The sequence below is a fragment of the Serratia sp. NA_112.1 genome (assembly GCF_052691715.1).
The window spans coordinates 78754-100085 of record NZ_JBQZFO010000002.1; the positions used below are offsets into that span (position 1 = coordinate 78754).

Below are 21332 nucleotides of genomic sequence, written 5' to 3' on the forward strand. Positions count from 1 at the left end.
TTAAGGATTTATCACTTAAAGACCGGCTGCGCTTTGGTATAGACTTGTGACGGTATTATTACGGGTTAATTCATATCATTCGTAATGGATGAAGTAGCAAGAGGGATAGATGATGAAAAAAACTTTGGTCGCCTGCGCAGCAAGTATGTTGTTTGTGACCGGTGCAGCGAGTGCACTCAGCCTGTCGGGCGAGGCCGGACAGCATTACACCAACCTTGGTTTCGGCCAGGATACCGGCAATTCTGGCTTGGGAATAACCGGCAACTGGGCGCGCAGCGATCATGACGGCAACGTCGGTAGCCTGGGGCTGAGTTTCGGTGTGCCGCTGGGGCCGTTGACCGCCACTGTGGGTGGGAAGGCGTTGTATCTAAGCCCGAAAGATGGCAGTGACGGCGGCGCATTGGCGTTGGGTGGCGGCCTGGACTGGGCTATCAACCGTTACTTCAGCCTGCATGGCGAAGGCTATTTTGCCCCGGATTCGCTGACCAGCGGCGTGAAGGCGTATAACGAGGCCAGCGGTGGCCTGCGTTGGAATGTTTTCCGCCCGCTCAGCGTGGATGTGGGTTATCGCTACATGAAGATGGAAGGGAAGGACGGACGTCGTGACAACACCTTGGTCGATGGCCCGTATATTGGTGTCGGTCTGAGCTTCTGATACCAACAATAAAGGGGCCAAGCGGCCCCTTAGGTTGCTGACAAAGCAGGAAAAAGCGTGGTTTTTCCTGCTTTATGGTGAGCAGCCGAAAATCAATAAATTGATTTTCCTGATTTTTATTTATCGGCCTCTACTCGCTCTGGGCAGGAATGAGGTTTGTCATCAGTCTGAGGGGCCAAGCGGCCCCTTTATTTAATGGTTCTATCTATTACCCTACCGCCGGCAGAATGCCGCTGGCAATGCCCAACTGAATGGCAATCACCGTTATTCCGCAAACAAATACCAGCGCCAGTGCTGGTGTGCCACCCCAGACGCGGTATTTTGCCCGATGCTGCTGACGTGTTTTCCACACCAGCAATGACGGCAGCAACAACGCCAGCACCGCCAGTGCAATGGCGGCAAACCCCAGAGCCAATACAAAGCCACGCGGATAGAACAGGGCGAAAGCCAACGGTGGCAAGAAAGTGATGGCGCCGGTCTGCAGACGACCACGCACGTTGTCCTGGCGTTTAAACAGGTCGGCCAGAAAATCAAACAGCCCGAGTGCAACCCCAAGGAACGAGGTAGCTAACGCCAGATCGGCAAACAGGTGCACTGCCAGTTCGACATGGGGGGACGCCACGACGTCGCGTACCGCCTGCAGCAGACCGTTCAGGCCGGCTTGCTGCGCCAAAATGCCGACGAAAGTGGTGGAGCTGATGCTGCCGAGCGTCGCCAACTGCCAGAAGATATAGGCCACCAGCGGAATGGCGCTGCCGATAATGAACACCCAGCGCAGTTTGCGGATATTCCCGCCCATGTAGTTAACAATGCTGGGCACGCTGCCGTGGAAGCCGAACGAAGTGAAAATCACCGGAATGGCCGACAGCGCCAGCCCTTGCTCCAGCGGCAGGGTCATCAGGTTGGTTTGATGGATATTTGGCAACATCAGGCCCAGCATCACAATCAGGAAGACCACTTTGGCGCTGAACAGGATGCGGTTAAATAAGTCGACCGAATGGGTGCCGATGCAGACGACGCCGCCCGCCACCAGAGTAAACAGCAGCACGCCGAGGGTGGTAGGGAAATCCTGCGAGGTCCATTGGCTGATGCTGGCCGCCAGTAATTCACCGGCACCGCTGATATAGGCCGCAGTCAGGGCATACATCAGGAACATCATGCTAAAACTGGTCAGCCATTGCCCGCCGCCGCCAAGATAGCGCTTTGCAAGAGTACCGAGGCCGGTATCCGCCTGTTCATGCTGATAAACCTCGACCAGCAGCAGCGCGGTATAACACATCAACAGCCACAGGCCGACCAACAGACCCAGCGTGACGCCAAAGCCAACACCGGCCGCCGCCAGTGGCATCGCCAACATCCCTGCGCCAATGGTGGTTCCTGCCACGATAAAAACACTGCCAAGCGTGCGATTCTTCACGTTTTTCTCTACCAGCCAAAGATTTTGGAAAATTATAGGTAAATCATTCTAAGTGCGGCAGGATAGATGATTGATTATTTTGTGTCAAACAGGCGTTACGGCATATGTAATCTTATGTTTACGCGCTAGTGATCCACGTGATATCGCAAAAAAGTGCCCTCAACAGAAATTAACCGGCAATGCGTAGTGAAAACTTATTTACAGGCTTCTATAGTGGAATGATCAGAAAATGTGGGAGAGATCAATGTTAAGGGTGGAGATGCTTAGCACTGGTGATGAGGTGCTGCACGGCCAAATTATAGATACCAATGCCGCCTGGCTGGCAGACTATCTGTTCCAGCAGGGTATGCCGATGAGCGGTCGCGAAACGGTGGGGGACAGCCTCTCCTCTTTGATCGAAACATTACTGGAACGTAGCCACATCGCCGATGTGCTGATCGTTAACGGCGGTCTGGGGCCGACCAGTGACGATCTCAGCGCACTGGCGGCGGCTAGCGCTTGTGGTGTTGAACTGGTGGAACATGCCCAATGGTTGGCGCGTATGGAGGCTTATTTTGCCGAACGTGGTCGACCGATGGCGGCTTCCAACCGTAAACAGGCGCAGATCCCGGCAAACGCCGAGATGCTCGATAACCCGGTGGGTACCGCCTGTGGTTTTGCGTTGAAGCTGAACCGGTGCACGATGTTCTTCACCCCCGGTGTCCCTTCTGAATTCAAAGTGATGGTCGAACAGCAAATTGTCCCGCGCCTGCGCGAGCGCTTTACCTTGCCGGCAGCGCCGCTGTGTTTGCGTTTAACCACCTTTGGTACCTCCGAAAGCGATCTGGCCGCCGAACTCGATGGCATGCCGCTGCCGCCGGAAGTGGTGCTCGGTTACCGATCCTCCAGCCCGATCATTGAGCTGAAGCTGACCGGCCCGGTCAGCCAGCGTGCGGCGATGGAGCAGGCCTGGGAACGGGTACGCCAGGTGGCGGGTGACAACACCTTGTTTGAGGGGACTATCGGCTTGCCGGCAGTGCTGACGCAACGCTTGAACCAGTTGGGGTTGAAGCTGGCGCTGAGCGAACAGTTCAGCGCCGGATTGATCAATCTGCAGTTGCAGACCGAAGGCGCACCGCTGGCCGGTGGCGAGTTGCTGCCGTCGCATTGTGTGGAAACGCTGGAAACCACACTGGCCCGTGCGCGTTCACTGGCGGAACTGACCGGGGCGCAACTGGCACTGGCGGTCAGTGCCATGAATGGCAACCAGGTGAGCGTTGCGTTGCACACGCCGAAGGGGGGGATCGGCCAGACGGTACGCTACCGGGCGGCGCGCCATGGCTTGCGTCTGCGGCAGGAGTCGGTGGCAATGCTGGCATTGGATATGCTGCGGCGTTGGCTGAACGGTGGACCCGTGTGTGGGAAAAACGGCTGGCTGGAGAACGTCGAAATTATCGAGTAGAGAATGCTTGATGGCAGTGATATATCCCTTATTAATCATAATGTTATAAGGGGTTATCGTGTTGAGGAGAGGCTGCTACGATCGCTGCGGGTGCTTGAGACTATTCGTCTTGGGCATTGTGTGGCAAGGCGGATAGATGAAAGCCCCAAACTGACTATCAATCAGAATGGGGCTGCCCTAACGCCTAGACACCGTTATGGTAGCCCCTTCACAGCAAGGAGGCAAGCATGCGGTTAAAGCATGTGTTTCACTCGTTAACTGTTGTATGTATTACGATTTTGGTATTTATCTGGATGATAAGAGGTTCACTGTGTGAGCTGGCAATCTATCAGGAAAGTATCACTATTTTGATCAGGTTAGCTTGTGATGTGAAGCGGTAATCATAGGGCGGGGGAAACCCCGCCTTCTGGTCTCTAGGCGCGGTTTCAGGCACCCAACTTTTTACAGTTCCAGTTCGATATCGGTCAGTGGCATGCAGCAGCAGGGCAGGATCTCGCCGTCGTTGATAAACGCCAGCGGCTGCTGGTGATAGGTCACTTCGCCTTTTATCAATTTCAGGCGACAGGCGCCGCAATAGCCGGAGCGACATTGGTATTCTACCTGCACGTCGTGCAGTTCCAGTACGTCGAGCAGGCAGCTTTCACTTTTCGGGCAGGATAGCTGCGTGCCGGAGGCACGCAACGTGACGATTGATGATGCCATCGCTTAGAGTTCGAAGTCGCTCAGGTCGTCGGCGTGTACTTCCGAATCGATCTGGCCGACCAGGTAGGAGCTGACTTCTACTTCTTGCGGTGCTACCTGAACGTTGTCTGACACTAACCAGGCGTTGATCCATGGGATCGGGTTAGAGCGGGTGGCGAACGGCAGGCCGAGACCCACTGCCTGCATGCGGATATTGGTGATGTATTCCACATACTGGCACAGAATGTCTTTGTTCAGGCCGATCATCGAGCCGTCACGGAACAGGTATTCCGCCCACTCTTTTTCCTGCTCGGCTGCCAGTACAAACAGGTCATAGCACTGCTGCTGACACTCAACGGCGATTTCCGCCATCTCAGGGTCATCTTCGCCGGAACGCATCAGGTTCAGCATATGCTGGGTGCCGGTCAGGTGCAGCGCTTCGTCACGGGCAATCAGCTTGATGATTTTTGCATTGCCTTCCATCAGTTCACGTTCCGCGAAGGCAAATGAACAGGCAAAACTGACGTAGAAGCGGATTGCTTCCAGTGCGTTAACGCTCATCAGGCACAGATAGAGCTGTTTCTTCAGGGCACGCAGGGTAACGGTCACTGTCTTGCCGTTGACCTGATGGGTGCCTTCACCCAGCAGATGATAGTAGCCGGTCATCTCGATCAGCTCGTCGTAGTAGCCGGAGATGTCTTTCGCGCGCTTGAGGATCTCTTCGTTGGTGACGATGTCGTCAAACACCAGCGCCGGATCGTTAACGATGTTACGGATAATATGGGTGTAAGAACGCGAGTGGATGGTCTCAGAGAAGGACCAGGTTTCTATCCAGGTTTCCAGCTCCGGGATCGAGATCAGCGGCAACAGGGCGACGTTCGGGCTGCGGCCCTGGATCGAATCGAGCAGCGTCTGATATTTCAGGTTGCTGATGAAAATGTGTTTTTCATGTTCCGGCAGCGCCTGGTAGTCGATACGGTCGCGGGAAACATCAACTTCTTCCGGACGCCAGAAGAAGGACAGTTGCTTCTCAATCAGTTTTTCGAAGATTTCATGTTTTTGCTGATCGAAACGTGCAACGTTAACCGACTGACCGAAGAACATCGGTTCCAGCAACTGGTTGTTTTTATTTTGAGAAAATGTGGTGTAAGCCATAAGCCTGAATCCATTAGTGCCGTGCTGAATTAGAAGGGGCCGGAAGAGTTCCGGCCCGCTGTGTCAAACTTTAGATCTTGCAGGCGCCGCTTTCGCAGTCATCATCGCCGCCCTTTGCCGGCAGCAAATCTTCCTGAATATCATCGGCACCGTCGCGGGTGTTCTGATAGTACAGTGTCTTGACACCAAACTTGTAGGTAGTCAGCAGGTCTTTCAACAGCTGCTTCATTGGCACCTTGCCGCCCGGGAAACGGGTTGGGTCATAGTTGGTGTTGGCAGAGATCGACTGGTCGATAAATTTCTGCATCAGACCGACCAGTTGTAGGTAGCCGTCGTTGTTCGGCATTTCCCACAGTAGTTCGTAATCGTTTTTCAGACGCTCATACTCTGGCACCACCTGGCGCAGAATGCCGTCTTTCGACGCTTTAATACTGATATGCCCGCGCGGCGGCTCAATGCCGTTGGTAGCATTGGAAATCTGCGAAGAGGTTTCCGAAGGCATCAGCGCCGACAGGGTCGAGTTGCGCAGACCGGTTTCCTTGATCTCTTTACGCAGGGTTTCCCAGTCGTAGTGCAGAGGTTCCTGGCAGATGACATCCAGATCTTTCTTGTAGGTGTCAATCGGCAGGATGCCCTGTGAATAAGTGGTTTCATTGAACCACGGGCAGGCGCCCTGTTCCTGAGCCAGACGGTTCGAGGCTTTCAGCAGGTAATACTGAATGGCTTCGAAAGTCTTGTGGGTCAGGGCATTGGCGCTGCCATCGGAGTAGCGCACGCCGTTCTTCGCCAGGTAATAAGCGTAGTTGATTACGCCGATACCCAGGGTGCGGCGGCCCATGGCGCCACGATGAGCGGCTTTGATTGGGTAGTCCTGGTAATCCAGCAGGGCATCCAGCGCACGTACCGCCAGGGTAGCCAGCTCTTCCAGATCGTCCAGGCTTTCGATGGCGCCGAGGTTGAAGGCGGACAGCGTACACAGGGCGATTTCACCGTTTTCGTCGTTGACGTCATCGAGTGGCTTGGTCGGCAGGGCGATTTCCAGGCACAGGTTGGACTGGCGTACCGGTGCGATCTGCGGATCAAACGGGCTGTGGGTGTTGCAATGGTCAACGTTCTGGATGTAGATACGGCCGGTAGAGGCGCGTTCTTGCATCATCAGTGAGAATAGCTCAACCGCTTTTACACGCTTCTGGCGAATGCTGTCGTCTTGTTCGTACTTGGTGTACAGACGTTCGAATTCGTCCTGATCGGCGAAGAATGCGTCATACAGGCCCGGGACGTCAGACGGGCTGAACAGGGTGATGTCCTGGCCCTTGATCAGGCGCTGGTACATCAGGCGGTTCAATTGCACGCCGTAGTCCATGTGGCGCACGCGGTTGCCTTCAACGCCGCGGTTGTTTTTCAGCACCAGCAGACTTTCAACTTCCAGATGCCACATTGGGTAGAACAGAGTGGCCGCACCGCCACGCACGCCGCCCTGGGAACAGGACTTCACCGCGGTTTGGAAATGTTTGTAGAACGGGATACAACCGGTATGGAAGGCTTCACCGCCACGGATCGGGCTGCCCAGCGCACGGATGCGGCCGGCGTTGATGCCGATGCCGGCGCGTTGCGAAACGTATTTCACAATGGCGCTGGAGGTGGCGTTGATGGAATCCAGGCTGTCGCCGCACTCGATCAGCACGCAAGAGCTGAACTGGCGGGTTGGGGTGCGCACGCCGGACATGATTGGTGTAGGCAGAGAAATCTTGAAGGTGGAGATCGCATCGTAGAAACGTTTAACGTAGTCCAGACGGGTATCACGTGGGTAGTTGGAGAACAGGCACGCGGCAACCAGGATATACAGGAACTGAGCGCTCTCGTAGATCTCGCCGCTAACGCGGTTCTGTACCAGATACTTCCCTTCCAGCTGTTTAACGGCCGCGTAGGAGAAGTTCATGTCACGCCAGTGATCGATAAAGGAGTCCATCTGCTCGAACTCTTCAGAGCTGTAGTCTTCCAGCAGATGCTTATCGTACTTGCCCATTTCTACCATGCGCGTTACGTGAGCGAGCAACTTCGGTGGCTCGAATTGGTCGTAAGCTTTTTTACGCAGGTGGAAAATGGCCAGGCGTGCTGCCAGATACTGATAGTCCGGCGCGTCGCGCGAGATCAGATCGGCTGCAGCTTTGATGATGGTTTCATGAATATCAGCAGTTTTGATGCCGTCATAAAACTGAATATGGGAACGCAACTCTACTTGAGAAACCGAGACGTTGTTTAACCCTTCCGCGGCCCAATCGATGACGCGGTGGATTTTGTCGAGGTTGATGCGCTCTTTACGGCCATCGCGTTTAGTTACAAGCAGACTTTGGTTCATGTGGTGTTTTACCTGTCCGTATGATGCCCCTAAGCAGAAGTGTAGTAGCTCTGCTCAGTATGTAAACACTATATATAGGGGTTGTATGTCGGTGAGGTAACAAGATAGTGAGAAAACAGGGCGTTTGCAAGTGAACAAAAGTGGCCTAATTTGTGGATAACTTGGGGGTGAAATGTGACTTGTCTTTCGCAGTGCGCGCTGTGACTGGCGCGACAAGCTTGTCAATAAGCGGGATAAGAATTTCCCTAGAATCAGAAAAACGTGATCGTTTGCCGCTTTATTAAACGTTAGAAAAAATCGGCATATTGATCTGATTTAATATTCTTAAAAACTGTTTACAACGGCGATTTTGATCGAAAGCGGAAAAATTGGGTATTTATCTTAATGTTATCGGCGTACCGGAACTGGCAAGCCAGTCCCGGCGCGGTTTGGCAGGCTTAACCTTCGTGCTGGGTATGTACCATATAGTTCACATCGACGTTGCGACCAAGCTTGAAATGGTCGGTGATTGGGTTGTAATGCAGGCCAATCATATGCTTTTCGCGCAGTGGCGTGCCATCAACCCAACCGATCAGCTCAGAAGGGCGGATGAATTTCTTATGGTCATGGGTACCCTGTGGCACCATCTTCAGAATATATTCCGCACCGACTACCGCCATCAGCCAGGCTTTGGTGTTGCGGTTAATGGTGGAGAAAAACACGTGCCCACCCGGTTTGACCAGGTGAGCGCAGGCGCGTACCACCGAGGCCGGATCGGGAACGTGCTCCAGCATTTCCATGCAGGTTACTACGTCATAGCGTTGCGGGTTGGCCTGCGCATGGCTTTCTACCGTTTCCTGGATGTAAGTCACATTCACGCCGGTTTCCAGTGCGTGCAGCCGGGCAACCTGCAGCGGTTCGGCCCCCATGTCCAGCCCGGTGACCTGTGCGCCTTCGCGCGCCATGCTTTCCGCCAAAATGCCGCCGCCGCAGCCAACGTCGAGTACGGTTTTGTCAAAAATGCCGCCGGCACGCTGCAGGATGTAGTTCAGACGCAGCGGGTTGATACGGTGCAGCGGCTTGAATTCACCTTCCAAATCCCACCAGCGTGAGGCTACGGCCTCGAACTTGGCGATTTCATGATGGTCTACATTTTGCGCTTGGCTGGATGATTCTGCATTCATGGGCGTATTTGGCTCCTGGTTCTCGTTGCGCGGATTATACATGTTCCGGCGCAGCACCGTCTGTGCTGATGCATTTTTACTGCACATATATGCACAATTTAAGTTAAACAGCGGCGGTTATTTTCCCGTAAAGCGTGCTTTGTGATATAGTTTTACACCTTTGCCACTATGGCAGCGGGCAGATGAATCATTAGTAGAGGGATAGCAGCTCCATGAGCGACCTTGCCAGAGAAATCACACCGGTAAACATCGAAGACGAGTTGAAAAACTCGTATCTGGACTACGCGATGTCCGTAATTGTCGGACGTGCGCTGCCAGATGTTCGTGATGGACTGAAGCCGGTGCACCGTCGCGTTTTGTTCGCGATGAGTGTATTGGGTAACGACTGGAATAAACCATACAAGAAATCGGCCCGTGTCGTTGGGGACGTAATCGGTAAATATCACCCACACGGTGACAGCGCGGTTTACGACACCATTGTGCGTATGGCTCAACCGTTTTCACTGCGCTATATGCTGGTGGACGGTCAGGGTAACTTCGGTTCTGTCGATGGCGACTCCGCTGCGGCGATGCGTTATACCGAAGTGCGCATGTCCAAAATTGCTCACGAACTGCTGGCGGATCTGGAAAAAGAAACCGTCGACTTCGTGCCTAACTACGATGGCACCGAGCAGATCCCAGCCGTCATGCCAACCAAGATCCCGAACCTGCTCGTAAACGGCTCGTCGGGCATCGCTGTGGGTATGGCCACCAACATTCCGCCGCATAACCTGTCAGAGGTTATCAACGGCTGCCTGGCCTATATCGATGATGAAAACATCAGCATCGAAGGCCTGATGGAACACATCCCGGGGCCGGACTTCCCGACTGCGGCGATCATCAACGGCCGTCGCGGCATTGAAGAGGCTTACCGCACCGGGCGCGGCAAAATCTACTTACGCGCACGCGCTGAAGTAGAAGCCGATGCTAAAACTGGTCGCGAAACCATCATTGTTCACGAGATCCCGTATCAGGTGAACAAGGCGCGTCTGATCGAGAAGATCGCCGAGCTGGTCAAAGAAAAACGCGTGGAAGGCATCAGCGCTCTGCGTGACGAATCCGACAAAGACGGCATGCGCATCGTAGTTGAAATCAAACGCGACGCGGTCGGCGAAGTGGTGTTGAACAACCTGTATTCGTTGACTCAACTGCAGGTCACTTTCGGCATCAACATGGTGGCATTGCATCAAGGCCAGCCAAAACTGCTGAACCTGAAAGACATTCTGCAGGCGTTTGTTCGTCACCGTCGTGAAGTGGTGACTCGCCGTACCATCTTCGAACTCCGTAAAGCCCGCGATCGCGCCCATATCCTGGAAGCTCTGGCTATCGCACTGGCGAACATCGATCCGATTATCGAGATGATCCGCCGTGCGCCAACCCCTGCGGAAGCGAAAGCCGCGTTGGTGGCTCAAGCCTGGGATCTGGGTAATGTGGCTGCCATGCTGGAGCGCGCCGGTGACGACGCCGCTCGCCCTGAGTGGCTGGAGCCGGAGTTCGGTATCCGTGACGGTAAATACTATCTGACCGAGCAGCAGGCTCAGGCGATCCTGGATCTGCGTCTGCAGAAACTGACCGGCCTGGAGCATGAAAAACTGTTGGACGAATATAAAGAGCTGCTGACGGCGATTGCCGCGCTGATCTTTATTCTGGAAAACCCGGACCGTCTGATGGAAGTGATCCGCGAAGAGCTGGTGGCAATCAAAGAGCAGTACAACGACGGCCGCCGCACCGAGATCACCGCCAACACGTCAGATATTAATATCGAAGACCTGATCAACCAGGAAGACGTGGTCGTTACGCTGTCGCACCAGGGTTATGTGAAGTATCAGCCGTTGAGCGACTATGAAGCGCAACGCCGTGGCGGTAAAGGCAAGTCAGCGGCACGTATTAAAGAAGAAGACTTTATCGATCGTCTGTTGGTGGCCAACACCCACGATACGATCCTGTGCTTCTCCAGCCGTGGCCGCCTGTACTGGATGAAGGTGTACCAACTGCCAGAAGCCAGCCGTGGTGCGCGCGGTCGCCCAATCGTCAACCTGCTGCCGCTGGAAGCCAATGAGCGTATTACCGCCATTCTGCCGGTACGCGAGTATGAAGAAGGGCGTCACGTGTTTATGGCCACCGCCAGCGGCACCGTGAAGAAAACCGCATTGACCGATTTCAGCCGCCCACGCAGCGCCGGCATCATCGCCGTTAACCTCAACGAGGGTGACGAGTTGATTGGTGTTGACCTGACTGACGGTAGCAATGAAGTCATGCTGTTCTCTGCCAATGGTAAAGTGGTTCGCTTCCCGGAAACGCAGGTGCGTTCTATGGGTCGTACTGCCACCGGGGTACGTGGTATTAATCTGGGCGAAGGCGATAGCGTTATTTCCCTGATTGTGCCACGCGGTGAAGGCGACATTCTGACCGTCACTCAGAACGGCTACGGTAAACGTACCGCAGTCACCGAGTATCCGACCAAGTCACGCGCTACCCAAGGGGTTATCTCCATTAAGGTGAGTGAGCGTAATGGTCAGGTGGTTGGTGCGGTTCAGGTGGATACCACCGATCAGATCATGATGATTACAGATGCCGGCACGCTGGTGCGTACCCGCGTATCGGAAGTTAGCGTGGTGGGTCGTAATACCCAGGGTGTTACGCTGATCCGTACTGCGGAAGACGAGAACGTCGTCGGTCTGCAGCGTGTAGCCGAGCCGGTGGAAGACGAAGAGCTGGACAGCCTCGAACCGGGTGCGGAAGTTGCAGAAGAAGACGCTGCACCGCTGGACGAAGGTGATGATTCTGAAGCGCCAGATGACGCAGAAGAAGACAACGCCTAAGCCATAGGGGCTGGCAGCCCCTATGGCACTGAGGTAACAAGGGCCTGGCAGCGATGCTAGGCCCTTTTTCAGTTCTATGGTTTAATTGCCGGATCCAAGCCAGAGCTCCCGGTTCTGACATGAACGCGCTGGTCGCCACTGACATTCGTATGGTATCCGATTGAAATATTTAGCTTCTTTTCGCACCACGTTAAAGATATCCCGCTATTTGTTCCGGGTGCTGGCGATCATGTTGTGGTCGTTGGGGGCGTTGCTCACCACCTTCTATATCCTGAATATCCTGCATCAGAAAGAGTCTGACATTCGGCAGGACTACAATCTGAACTTCGATCAGGCTCAAGGCTATATCCGTCATTCGGCTGATATCATTCGTGATATCAAATACATGTCGGAAAACCGTCTCAACGGTTCAGTTAGTAGCATGGACATGTTTAGCGGCATCTTTCCCGGCAAAAATAGTCCGCTGGAGTTTGTGCCGCTGTATCCAGAGTCTAGTTGCTCACTGAATACCACCTACCGCAGCTCGCTCAATTCTCTGAGCGGGTTGATCCAGTATTGGAAAGAGAACTTCGTCGCGGCCTACGATCTCAACCGGGTGTTTTTCATCGACGGCGATACGCTGTGCATGGCGGAGTTTGGCGGCAGCAGCAGCGGCGTGGCCAATCGAGCCGACGCGCTGAAAACTCTGCATGAGCGCATCCTTAAATACCGTAATGCCAAGAACCAGGACAAAGACAATAATCTGTACTGGATCAGCCCAAGCCAGCAGCGGCCGGATGTCGGTTATCTGTATGTACTGACGCCTATTTATATTGGTAACAAGCTGGAGGCGTTGCTGGGTATTGAGCAAACCATTCGCCTTGAGGACTTTGTCACCGCAGGCAGCTTGCCAACCGGCGTAACCCTGCTGGATGAGAATAACCAACCGATACTGCGGCTGGCGGATGATGAGCGAGATGTACAAGCACCCAACAGCTATCCGGACGAGCCGGCTTACTTTGGTTATGTTGATAATTACCGCGACCTGATCATGAAAAAAGCGCTGCCGCCGTCGTCGCTCAGTATTGTTTATTCTGTGCCGGTGAAGACGGTGGTTGAGCGCTTCAGGATGCTGATCCTCAATGCGGTGCTGCTGAATATATTGTCCGCCATTGTGTTATTCAGCCTGGCCTGGCTGTTTGAGCGCAAAATGTTCCTGCCGGCAGAAGACAACGCCTTCCGGCTGGAGGAACATGAACAGTTCAACCGCAAGATTGTCGCCTCGGCGCCGGTGGGGATTTGTATTTTGCGTATCAGCGACGGCACCAACATTCTGAGTAATGAATTGGCGCATAACTACATCAACCTGCTGACTCACGAAGATCGTGACCGCATTACGCGCATCATCTGCGAACAGCAGGTGAATTTTGTCGATGTGATGACCAGTAATAACAATAACCTGCAAATCAGCTTTGTTCATTCCCGTTACCGCAACGAGGATGTGGCGATCTGTGTGCTGGTGGATGTCAGCGCCCGCGTGAAAATGGAAGAGTCGCTGCAGGAGATGGCGGCAGCGGCGGAGCAGGCCAGCCAATCCAAATCGATGTTCCTGGCGACCGTCAGCCACGAATTGCGTACCCCGCTGTACGGCATCATCGGTAACCTCGATTTGTTGCAAACCAAGGCGCTACCCCAAGGCGTTGACCGATTGGTCAATGCGATGAATAACTCGTCCGGGCTGTTGTTGAAGATCATCAGCGATATACTGGATTTCTCCAAAATCGAATCCGAGCAACTGAAGATTGAACCGCGAGAGTTCTCCTGCCTGGAGGTGATCACCCATATCGCCGGCAACTATTTGCCGCTGGTGGTGAAGAAGCGACTGGGGTTGTACTGTTTTATCGAACAGAACGTACCGGAGCGCATTTCCGGCGATCCGGTACGGTTGCAGCAGGTACTGTCCAATTTGTTGAACAACGCGATTAAGTTTACCGATACCGGCTGCATCATTCTGCAGGTGTGTACGCGCGGCAGCTATCTGGAGTTTAGCGTTCGTGATACTGGGGTCGGCATCCCGGAGAAAGAAATTACCCGCCTGTTTGATCCGTTCTTCCAGGTGGGCAGTGGCGTGCAACGCCATTTCCAGGGCACCGGGCTGGGGTTGGCGATTTGCGAAAAGCTGATCAATATGATGGATGGCGATATTGCCGTTGAGTCTGAGCCGGGATTAGGCAGCCTGTTCACTATCCGCATTCCGCTGTTTAACGCCCAGTTCCCGATCCCGCAGCCCAGTGATACCTGGCAAGGTAAAACTCTGTGGTTGGCTATCCGTAACCAGCGGTTGGAAAGTTATCTGATGGAGGTTCTTGGCGGCTATGGCGCGACGGTACTGCGTCATCAGGGGCAGGATACTGCGGCAGGGGATGTGATGCTCAGCGATCACCCGTTGATGATCAATACACCGCTGCTGGCGCAGATCCAGTTCTCTATTGAGCATATCGGCCCGTCTCAGGAAACCCGACCGGGCTATTGGATGCACAGTACCTCGACGCCGCGTGAAACCCTGGCGCTGCTCAACCGCTTGTTTGGTACCCGTGATGAAAGTGGCAATACTCTGATGCAATTGCCGTTGCCGGCCAAGGCCAACAGGGTAGACAATGGGGATATTCATTTGCTGGTGGTGGATGACCACCCGATTAACCGTCGGTTGCTGTCCGACCAGCTTGGCTCGCTGGGTTATCAGGTAGTGACGGCCAATGATGGGGTTGATGCGCTCGACGTGTTGAATCGCAATACCGTCGACATCGTGCTGACCGACGTCAACATGCCTAATATGGATGGCTACCGTTTGACCCAACGCCTGCGCCATATGCACTTTACCGCTCCGGTCATCGGCGTGACGGCAAATGCCCTGGCGGAAGAAAAACAGCGCTGTATTGAGGCCGGGATGGATAACTGCCTGTCTAAGCCGGTGACCCTGGAAACGCTGGAACAGACATTAGGGTATTACAGCCAACAGGTTCGCCGCATGCGCGCTGAATCTGAGGACGCCTGAAAGCAAAAGGGCGCGGCATAATGCCACGCCCTCTGTTAACTACCGGGATTTTACTCTTTGTCCAGCGGTGCCATGCTGACGGACGAGAGGTAGTTGAGCAGCGCAATATCGTTCTCAACACCCAACTTCATCATCGCCGATTTCTTCTGGCTGCTGATGGTTTTGATGCTGCGATTGAGCTTCTTGGCGATTTCGGTCACCAGGAAACCTTCGGCGAACAGGCGCAATACTTCGCTCTCTTTTGGTGACAGACGCTTGTCACCGTAACCACTGGCGCTGATCCTCTCCAACAGTTTGGAGACGCTTTCCGGCGTGAATTTCTTGCCTTTCTGCAGTGCGGCCAGCGCTTTCGGCAGGTCGGTCGGCGCCCCCTGTTTCAACACGATGCCTTCGATATCCAGATCCAACACGGCGCTAAGAATGGCCGGGTTGTTGTTCATGGTCAGAACGATGATCGACAACTGCGGATAATGGCGTTTGATGTATTTGATCAGCGTAATGCCGTCGCCATACTTATCGCCTGGCATCGAAAGGTCGGTGATCAGGACGTTTGCATCCAGTTTGGACAGATTGTTGATCAGTGCTGTTGAGTCTTCAAACTCCCCAACGACATTTACCCATTCAATTTGCTCAAGTGACTTCCGGATGCCAAACAGTACGATAGGATGGTCATCAGCAATAATTACGTTCAGGTTATTCATGTTGTTGGCTACCTTGCTGCAGCAGTCTACTGACGAAAAAATCAATCTGACTGATGTTATTCTCGATCTTGAGCGCATCACCGTCTGCGATGTGCTGTTCTAACGATTCACACAGTTGCTTGCCGGGAAGCAGATTTAACATGGCAAACACGCCTTTCAGGCGGTGTGCTGTCTGTGACAGAGCATTGAAATCACTGCTGCCCGCCTCAGTATACAGTTTTTTGACATCGTCGGGTACTGTATCAATAAATAGGCCATAGTAATCACTTGATTTCAATTGTTTTTCATAGAGTTGGATGTCATCTGCGGTCAGTGATAATGCACTTTCCTGCTGTTCCAATGCGGCCATTTGCTGCTCAATCAGCATCAATACGGCGTCGATCATGGCACCACTCAGGTTATAGTTCACCCGAATATACCGTTTTTCAAGCCGTTGCCATCCGGCCTCATCACTGGTCAGCAGCAGGGTGTAATCATCTGCTCTTTGCGGGTTATCGGTCAACAATACGTCGTAGTCGCGATTAATCTGACGCTCGTCAGCAACGATGCAACTCGCGCCATAGGCGTGCAGCAGGCGGGTGACAATGCTCCGTATTTCCTCAGAAGTAATGTCCAGCAAGGCGGTTACACCGTCGAGCAGTTTTTCCTGCGCCTCCGTCTCTTTTTTCTCCATCTCCATAGGGACGCGGATGGTGTAGCGAGTGCCGATATCTATCTTGCTGCGGATATCCAACTGGCCGTTAAGCTTTTTGCACAGTTGATTACACAGGAAGAAGGTGAGACCGGAGCCATGATCAAAGCGGTCCACCAGCGTTTGGCTGAGGAACGGGTAATTCAGGTTGCTGATTTCTTCGTTGGAAATGCCCGAACCGGTGTCATTGATATGGAATACCAGGCGATCGGGGTGATCGGGCTCATGATCGATCACCAGCGAAATCTTGCCGCAGGTGGTAGTGATAATGGCGTAATGCACCAGCAGCGAGATCACCTTGCGCAGTGCGTTGGCATCGCCGATATATTGCTGTTCAACGTCAAGATGGAAATGGTTGAACAGCGACAGGCCTTTTTGATTGATGGACGGCAGGGCTTCCTGCAGCAATTCATCTATCAGGGCCGATGGGCTGAAGGGATGACGCGAAGGCTGCCAGTCCTGGGTTTCCAACCGCGTGAGCAGGGTGATATTTTCAATCAGCCCCAGCACCGTTGACGATTGAACCGCCAGTTGCTTTTGCAGCGCTTGCTGTTGTTCTTCATCTGCTTGCGTGCGCAGGCGATCGACCAAATCGTGCATTTGCTGGACCGGTTGATTCAGCTCAATGCCCAGATTATGCAACATCAGTTTGCGTGCCTGCACGTTCTTGTCGTACTCGCGTTGTGCCTGCTGCAAACGTTTATTGACCATCACTTCCTTGTCCTGATCGTTAAGCAGGAACAGGTAAGTTTCCGGCGACAGCTGGCTGCGGAAGATGCGGATTTCATACACTTCGTTGTTTACCGTCGCCTGAATCACGCCGTGATGCTGTTCGGCCATATGGGCGATTTTTTGCAGGCTGAGGTGTGGCAGCAGGTGCTGGGCGATCTTGTTACTGGCGATGACCGTATTGCTGGCGAAGTTGTACACCAGCAGGCCTGAAGGCAGGCTGGCGATGATTTCCTGATTCAGTGCCCGCTCGGCTTCCAGCTCAACCGCCATGTTTTCGCTCGGGCGGATATATTGGCGACGGATAAAGTAAATGCCCACCAATGACAACGCCAATAGCAACAGATTGATGGCGATCAGCCAGATATTATTCCGCAGCAGGTCAATCGCCAGGCTGATAGCAGAAACACGGTAAACCACTTTCAGTGATGCATTAGGCAGGGAAGCGCTGAACTCCACCCAATTGCCGCTCATCGAAATGCCAGAGCTGGTCGCGCTATCGATCGGCAAGGTACCGTCGTCCATGCTGCTATCATCAGGCAGCAGCATAAAGTTGGACCGTGCCATATTAATGGGGATGATGTCGTTAATCGGCAGATCGAAGGCGATCACCGTGGCCAAATGCCCCGGTTGGTTAAAAGTAGTGCGGATAGAGAACGAATAGGTGTTCTGGAAGCGCTGTTTGCGCAAGGCAGAGAAGCTTTCACGCTCATCGAGCATATTGGCCTGTTGCAGCATTTCAGCCCGGCGGTCCTCTGCCGAGGTCGTCAGATAGCTTTCTTTGAAGCGTGAGGCCAGTTCTTTTAACGGCTGAGTGGTGATTAGGCTCAGGCTGTTATCCTGACCGTTAAGGTAATACATGGCGTAATTTTCAGTCTTGGCCCCCCAGCGGGCATCCAGATAGTCTGAAATATTGGCGATCATCGCCAGGGTGCCTTCTTCATGACTGCCAAAAATAACCGCGTCGGTTTTTTTATGCGGTTTCTCCAGGTAGTAAACGTCCGGGCGCAGTCGGGTTTCCTGCAAGCTGGGATCGACATTCAATGAAGGCGCATTACCGAACTTGTCGTAAATCTGATAGGTGACGTAACGGTAGTTGTCGATGCGCTTTTGCAGGCCGTTGGCGATGCTGTTCAGGGCGTATTTTTTTTCCGCCAGCCAGGCGTTGGTATAGTTGTAGCCGTACAGGCCGATGGCAATCGTCAGCAGTACGGAAAATAGCAGGAAGCAGCGGGTAATATTGCTTGAGCTGATGGTCAGTTGTTTATTTTGCATAGTTGATTGCGCATTCCTGAATCAACGGGTTATCGCCCGGGCGCTGGCGGTGACCACCAGGAGTAAAACTGCAACGCAGGCAAAAGCCACCGTAAGGCTGGAGAACTGAGCGATAAATCCAATCAGCGCCGGTCCGGCGAGGATGCCGGCGTAGCCTACGGTGGTCACTGAGGCGATGGCCAGATTGGCCGGCATATCCTGCTGGTTCCCGGCAGCACTGAACAGGATCGGTACCACGTTGGAAGCACCGAGGCCCACCAGCATAAAACCAATCAGTGAAACCATGGCGTTGTTGAAGATAATGGCCAGACTCAGGCCAATGGCCGCGCACAGGCTGCCCAGCAGCAACACCTTATATCTGCCCAGCGTATTCACCACCCGATCGCCGTTTAGTCGGCCAAGAGTCATGGTGATGGAGAACAGCGCATAGCCCAACCCGGCCTGGCTGTGGTCAACGCCTCGCAGGGTGGTGAGAAACAGGGCGCTCCAGTCGAGCATCGAGCCTTCTGCCAGGAACATGATGAAGCACAGGATGCCAATGAACATCACCCAACCGCGTGGCAGCACAAACATGGGGCCACCTTCGTCACCGCCGCTTTCACGCAACAAATTGCGACTGGCCAGTATCAGCAATGCGGCAATGGTCAATACGGCGACCCATGTTGCCAGTAAAGGCGACAGCCCCAGCCACAGCATCACACTAATACCGCCGGCGCCGGCAATGCCGCCAACGCTGAAGAAACCGTGAAAACCGGACATCATTGCTTTGCCGCTGGCGCGCTCGACCACTACCGCCTGTATGTTCATCGCCACATCGATCATGCCGATTGCTGCACCAAACAACAGTAGGGCCAGTGCCATACCGGTGGTGGTGTCCATCAGGACCAACAGGGGCAAATCAATACACAGTGCAAGCCCGGCAAGCAGGATCACCGGGCGACAGCCCAACCTGCCGGTCAGGAAGCCGGTAAGTGGCATAGCCAACATCGAACCTGCGCCAATGCACAGCAGAAGCAAACCCAAGGAGCCGTCGTCTATGCCGATACGCGCTTTGGCGAAGGGGACCAAGGGAGCCCAGGCGGCCATGCCGAAGCCGGCGACAAAAAAAGCCAAACGTGTTGCGACCTGTGCCGGGACGCCAGGTTTCTGCTGTTCATTACACAAGGTGGAAGTCATGTGGGCATCAGGATCTATTGTGGAAATGCGGGCTGAAAGTTATGGAGTGTTTTTATCACAATCCGCGATCCGGGTCGAAAGGATTTGCGCTCGCCCGCGGTTCTGGTCACAAGGTAATGACCTGAGCAAGGGGGCTGGATATTTTCCCAGACTAGCAAAAGAGAGGGGGCCAATATTGCTGTATCGAACAGAATGCCAGCTCAGATTGCAGACACTTTAGCATTAAAACGCTTTCCTAATTAAAGCGATTAACCTGTAGCCTGATTTAGGTTAATAAATTAGCAATTTGTGCGAAATTTAATTGTGGGGATAATATCTTTGCGTGATTATTTTTTGGCAAAAAGTGCGCATTATGGTGAATTGTGGTGAGGGTTTCAGACAATAAAAAAACCGGCCATAAGCCGGTCGAAGTGTACAAAAATTATCTTACAGATAATGAAGGTAATAATGAAAATAATGATGATAGCGGGGTTATTATAACGTCAGCGTTCTTAGAATATTTTGGCACAATGTGCTTATTGATAATGTCTTTTGTATACCGGTCTTTTTTTTCTTAAGGTTTTGTATAAATATATGATTTTATATCTATAAATGTATTTTTTGTCATTATGTGCTTTATTTTTCATGTCTGTAATGTTTTGTGGGAGTTCGCGCAAATTTACATTTTGAAACCTTTATTAATCATGCTGAAACACTATCGGATACTTGGTATCATTTTCTTTCTGGATTAATATAACCCTTGTTACCAGAATGGTAATGCACAGTCGTGCTAATAATGCTCAAAAGGGCAGTGGCCATAGCTCGACATAATTAATGAGGATAATAACGATGAAACTTCGAGTACTCTCTCTGATAGTACCCGCACTGCTGGTTGCAGGCACAGCAGGCGCGGCGGAAATCTACAATAAAGACGGCAATAAACTGGATCTGTACGGCAAGATCAATGGTCTTCACTATTTCTCTGACAACAATGGCTCCGATGGCGACATGTCTTATATGCGTTTCGGCCTGCGTGGCGAAACACAAATCAGCGACCAGTTGACCGGTTATGGTCAATGGGAATATCAGGCAAACCTCAACCGCGCTGAAAGCCAAGACAACAAGAACTTTACCCGTTACGGCTTTGCTGGCCTGAAGTTTGGCGATTACGGTTCATTTGACTACGGCCGTAACACCGGCGTGCTGTATGACGTTGCCGCTTATACCGACTTGCAGCCAGAGTTCGATGGCTCCACTTACGGTGCCGACCAATTCATGTTCCAACGTTCCAGCGGTTTGGCAACTTACCGTAACACCGACTTCTTTGGTCTGGTCGACGGCCTGAACTTTGCTCTGCAGTACCAGGGTAAAAACGGCAACGGCGAAGAGTCTAACAACGGCCGTGAAGTTCTCAATCAAAACGGCGACGGCTACGGCATGTCGGTGAACTACGACATCGGCTATGGCATCAGCGCTGCAGGTGCCTTCTTTAGCTCCAAACGTACCAGCGAGCAAAATGGCAGTGGCGTATACAGCGACATCATGGGCCGTGGCGATCGTGCTGAAGGTTATTCTGGCGGTCTGAAATATGACGCCAACGACGCTTACCTGGCCGTGATGTTCACCCAGTCTTACAATGCCGCACGCTTTGGTTCTACCAGCAGCGATGCTTACGGTTATGCCAACAAGGCGCAAAGTATCGAAGCTTACGCACACTACCAGTTTGACTTCGGTCTGCGTCCATTCGTTGGTTATAACCAAACCAAAGGTAAAAACCTGGGTCTGGCCGCTAACGGCAAGGATTACGGCGACGAAGATCTGGTCAAATTTGTGGATCTGGGTGCGACCTACTTCTTCAACAAAAACATGTCCACCTACGTTGACTACAAAATCAACCTGTTGGACGACAACGACTTCACCAAGTCTGCCGGTATCAACACCGACAACGTGGTTGCCTTGGGCCTGGTTTACCAGTTCTAAGCTAAGCAACAGAGTGTGAATGTGATTACGCGGCC

The 21332-nt window shown here is 53.1% G+C and carries 14 protein-coding genes; 6 read left to right on the top strand and 8 right to left on the bottom strand.

Annotated elements, in window-relative coordinates:
- Positions 1-112 precede the first annotated feature (112 nt).
- Positions 113-655: a YfaZ family outer membrane protein gene (locus ACUTQ5_RS04720; RefSeq protein WP_445650731.1), complete on the top strand. Its 543-nt coding sequence runs from the start codon at positions 113-115 to the stop codon at positions 653-655.
- A gap of 208 nt (positions 656-863) precedes the next feature.
- Here ACUTQ5_RS04720 and tyrP read toward each other — a convergent pair whose 3' ends face one another.
- Entirely contained in the window at positions 864-2072 is a 1209-nt protein-coding gene (gene tyrP / locus ACUTQ5_RS04725; RefSeq protein WP_445650298.1) for a tyrosine transporter TyrP, read from the bottom strand.
- A gap of 244 nt (positions 2073-2316) precedes the next feature.
- On the opposite strand from tyrP, the gene ACUTQ5_RS04730 reads away from it, so the two are divergent.
- Both ACUTQ5_RS04730 and ACUTQ5_RS04735 read left to right on the top strand, forming a co-directional pair.
- Positions 2317-3513: a nicotinamide mononucleotide deamidase-related protein YfaY gene (locus ACUTQ5_RS04730; RefSeq protein ID WP_445650299.1), complete on the top strand. Its 1197-nt coding sequence runs from the start codon at positions 2317-2319 to the stop codon at positions 3511-3513.
- 227 nt (positions 3514-3740) lie between these two features.
- The gene (locus ACUTQ5_RS04735) at positions 3741-3893 is read left to right on the top strand and encodes a Hok/Gef family protein (protein ID WP_135317318.1); all 153 of its coding nucleotides are present in this window, start codon (positions 3741-3743) and stop codon (positions 3891-3893) included.
- 61 nt (positions 3894-3954) lie between these two features.
- Here the strand turns inward: ACUTQ5_RS04735 and yfaE are convergent, their stop codons facing one another.
- The 4 genes from yfaE to ubiG form a co-directional block, all read right to left on the bottom strand.
- The gene (gene yfaE, locus ACUTQ5_RS04740) at positions 3955-4215 is read right to left on the bottom strand and encodes a class I ribonucleotide reductase maintenance protein YfaE (RefSeq protein ID WP_445650300.1); all 261 of its coding nucleotides are present in this window, start codon (positions 4213-4215) and stop codon (positions 3955-3957) included.
- 3 nt (positions 4216-4218) lie between these two features.
- The gene (gene nrdB / locus ACUTQ5_RS04745) at positions 4219-5349 is read right to left on the bottom strand and encodes a class Ia ribonucleoside-diphosphate reductase subunit beta (protein ID WP_445650301.1); all 1131 of its coding nucleotides are present in this window, start codon (positions 5347-5349) and stop codon (positions 4219-4221) included.
- Positions 5350-5419: 70 nt separating this feature from the next.
- Positions 5420-7708, bottom strand: a complete 2289-nt coding sequence (gene nrdA, locus ACUTQ5_RS04750) for a class 1a ribonucleoside-diphosphate reductase subunit alpha (RefSeq protein WP_174353843.1) — start codon at positions 7706-7708, stop codon at positions 5420-5422.
- Positions 7709-8145: 437 nt separating this feature from the next.
- The gene (ubiG, locus tag ACUTQ5_RS04755) at positions 8146-8871 is read right to left on the bottom strand and encodes a bifunctional 2-polyprenyl-6-hydroxyphenol methylase/3-demethylubiquinol 3-O-methyltransferase UbiG (protein ID WP_135317314.1); all 726 of its coding nucleotides are present in this window, start codon (positions 8869-8871) and stop codon (positions 8146-8148) included.
- 212 nt (positions 8872-9083) lie between these two features.
- Here ubiG and gyrA point away from each other — a divergent pair, with 212 nt between their 5' ends.
- A complete protein-coding gene (gene gyrA, locus ACUTQ5_RS04760) occupies positions 9084-11732 on the top strand; it encodes a DNA topoisomerase (ATP-hydrolyzing) subunit A (protein WP_445650302.1) in 2649 nt (882 codons plus the stop codon).
- Between the two features lie 160 nt (positions 11733-11892).
- The gene (gene rcsC, locus ACUTQ5_RS04765) at positions 11893-14766 is read left to right on the top strand and encodes a two-component system sensor histidine kinase RcsC (RefSeq protein WP_445650303.1); all 2874 of its coding nucleotides are present in this window, start codon (positions 11893-11895) and stop codon (positions 14764-14766) included.
- A 50-nt stretch (positions 14767-14816) separates the two neighbouring features.
- Here the strand turns inward: rcsC and rcsB are convergent, their stop codons facing one another.
- From rcsB to ACUTQ5_RS04780, 3 genes are read right to left on the bottom strand one after another with little or no spacing between them, the layout of a single operon-like run.
- On the bottom strand, positions 14817-15467 hold the full coding sequence (gene rcsB, locus ACUTQ5_RS04770) for a response regulator transcription factor RcsB (protein WP_004947156.1): 651 nt from the start codon (positions 15465-15467) through the stop codon (positions 14817-14819).
- Complete coding sequence (gene rcsD / locus ACUTQ5_RS04775) at positions 15460-18162, bottom strand: phosphotransferase RcsD (protein WP_445650304.1); 2703 nt, start codon at positions 18160-18162, stop codon at positions 15460-15462. Before rcsD ends, rcsB begins: the two co-directional genes overlap by 8 nt.
- Positions 18163-18183: 21 nt before the next feature.
- Complete coding sequence (locus ACUTQ5_RS04780) at positions 18184-19338, bottom strand: MFS transporter (RefSeq protein WP_445650305.1); 1155 nt, start codon at positions 19336-19338, stop codon at positions 18184-18186.
- An 828-nt stretch (positions 19339-20166) separates the two neighbouring features.
- Here ACUTQ5_RS04780 and ompC point away from each other — a divergent pair.
- Positions 20167-21297, top strand: coding sequence for a porin OmpC (gene ompC, locus ACUTQ5_RS04785; RefSeq protein ID WP_445650306.1), 1131 nt, complete (start codon positions 20167-20169; stop codon positions 21295-21297).
- Positions 21298-21332: the final 35 nt, after the last annotated feature.

What these genes read in the sequence shown, in the direction of transcription:
- ACUTQ5_RS04720 (WP_445650731.1), top strand. Translation starts at nt 113, where the DNA reads ATGAAAAAAACTTTGGTCGCCTGCGCAGCAAGTATGTTGTTTGTGACC.
- ompC (WP_445650306.1), top strand. Translation starts at nt 20,167, where the DNA reads ATGAAACTTCGAGTACTCTCTCTGATAGTACCCGCACTGCTGGTTGCA.
- nrdB (WP_445650301.1), bottom strand. Translation starts at nt 5,349, where the DNA reads ATGGCTTACACCACATTTTCTCAAAATAAAAACAACCAGTTGCTGGAA.
- rcsB (WP_004947156.1), bottom strand. Translation starts at nt 15,467, where the DNA reads ATGAATAACCTGAACGTAATTATTGCTGATGACCATCCTATCGTACTG.
- ubiG (WP_135317314.1), bottom strand. Translation starts at nt 8,871, where the DNA reads ATGAATGCAGAATCATCCAGCCAAGCGCAAAATGTAGACCATCATGAA.
- nrdA (WP_174353843.1), bottom strand. Translation starts at nt 7,708, where the DNA reads ATGAACCAAAGTCTGCTTGTAACTAAACGCGATGGCCGTAAAGAGCGC.
- ACUTQ5_RS04780 (WP_445650305.1), bottom strand. Translation starts at nt 19,338, where the DNA reads ATGACTTCCACCTTGTGTAATGAACAGCAGAAACCTGGCGTCCCGGCA.
- ACUTQ5_RS04730 (WP_445650299.1), top strand. Translation starts at nt 2,317, where the DNA reads ATGTTAAGGGTGGAGATGCTTAGCACTGGTGATGAGGTGCTGCACGGC.
- yfaE (WP_445650300.1), bottom strand. Translation starts at nt 4,215, where the DNA reads ATGGCATCATCAATCGTCACGTTGCGTGCCTCCGGCACGCAGCTATCC.
- gyrA (WP_445650302.1), top strand. Translation starts at nt 9,084, where the DNA reads ATGAGCGACCTTGCCAGAGAAATCACACCGGTAAACATCGAAGACGAG.
- rcsD (WP_445650304.1), bottom strand. Translation starts at nt 18,162, where the DNA reads ATGCAAAATAAACAACTGACCATCAGCTCAAGCAATATTACCCGCTGC.
- ACUTQ5_RS04735 (WP_135317318.1), top strand. Translation starts at nt 3,741, where the DNA reads ATGCGGTTAAAGCATGTGTTTCACTCGTTAACTGTTGTATGTATTACG.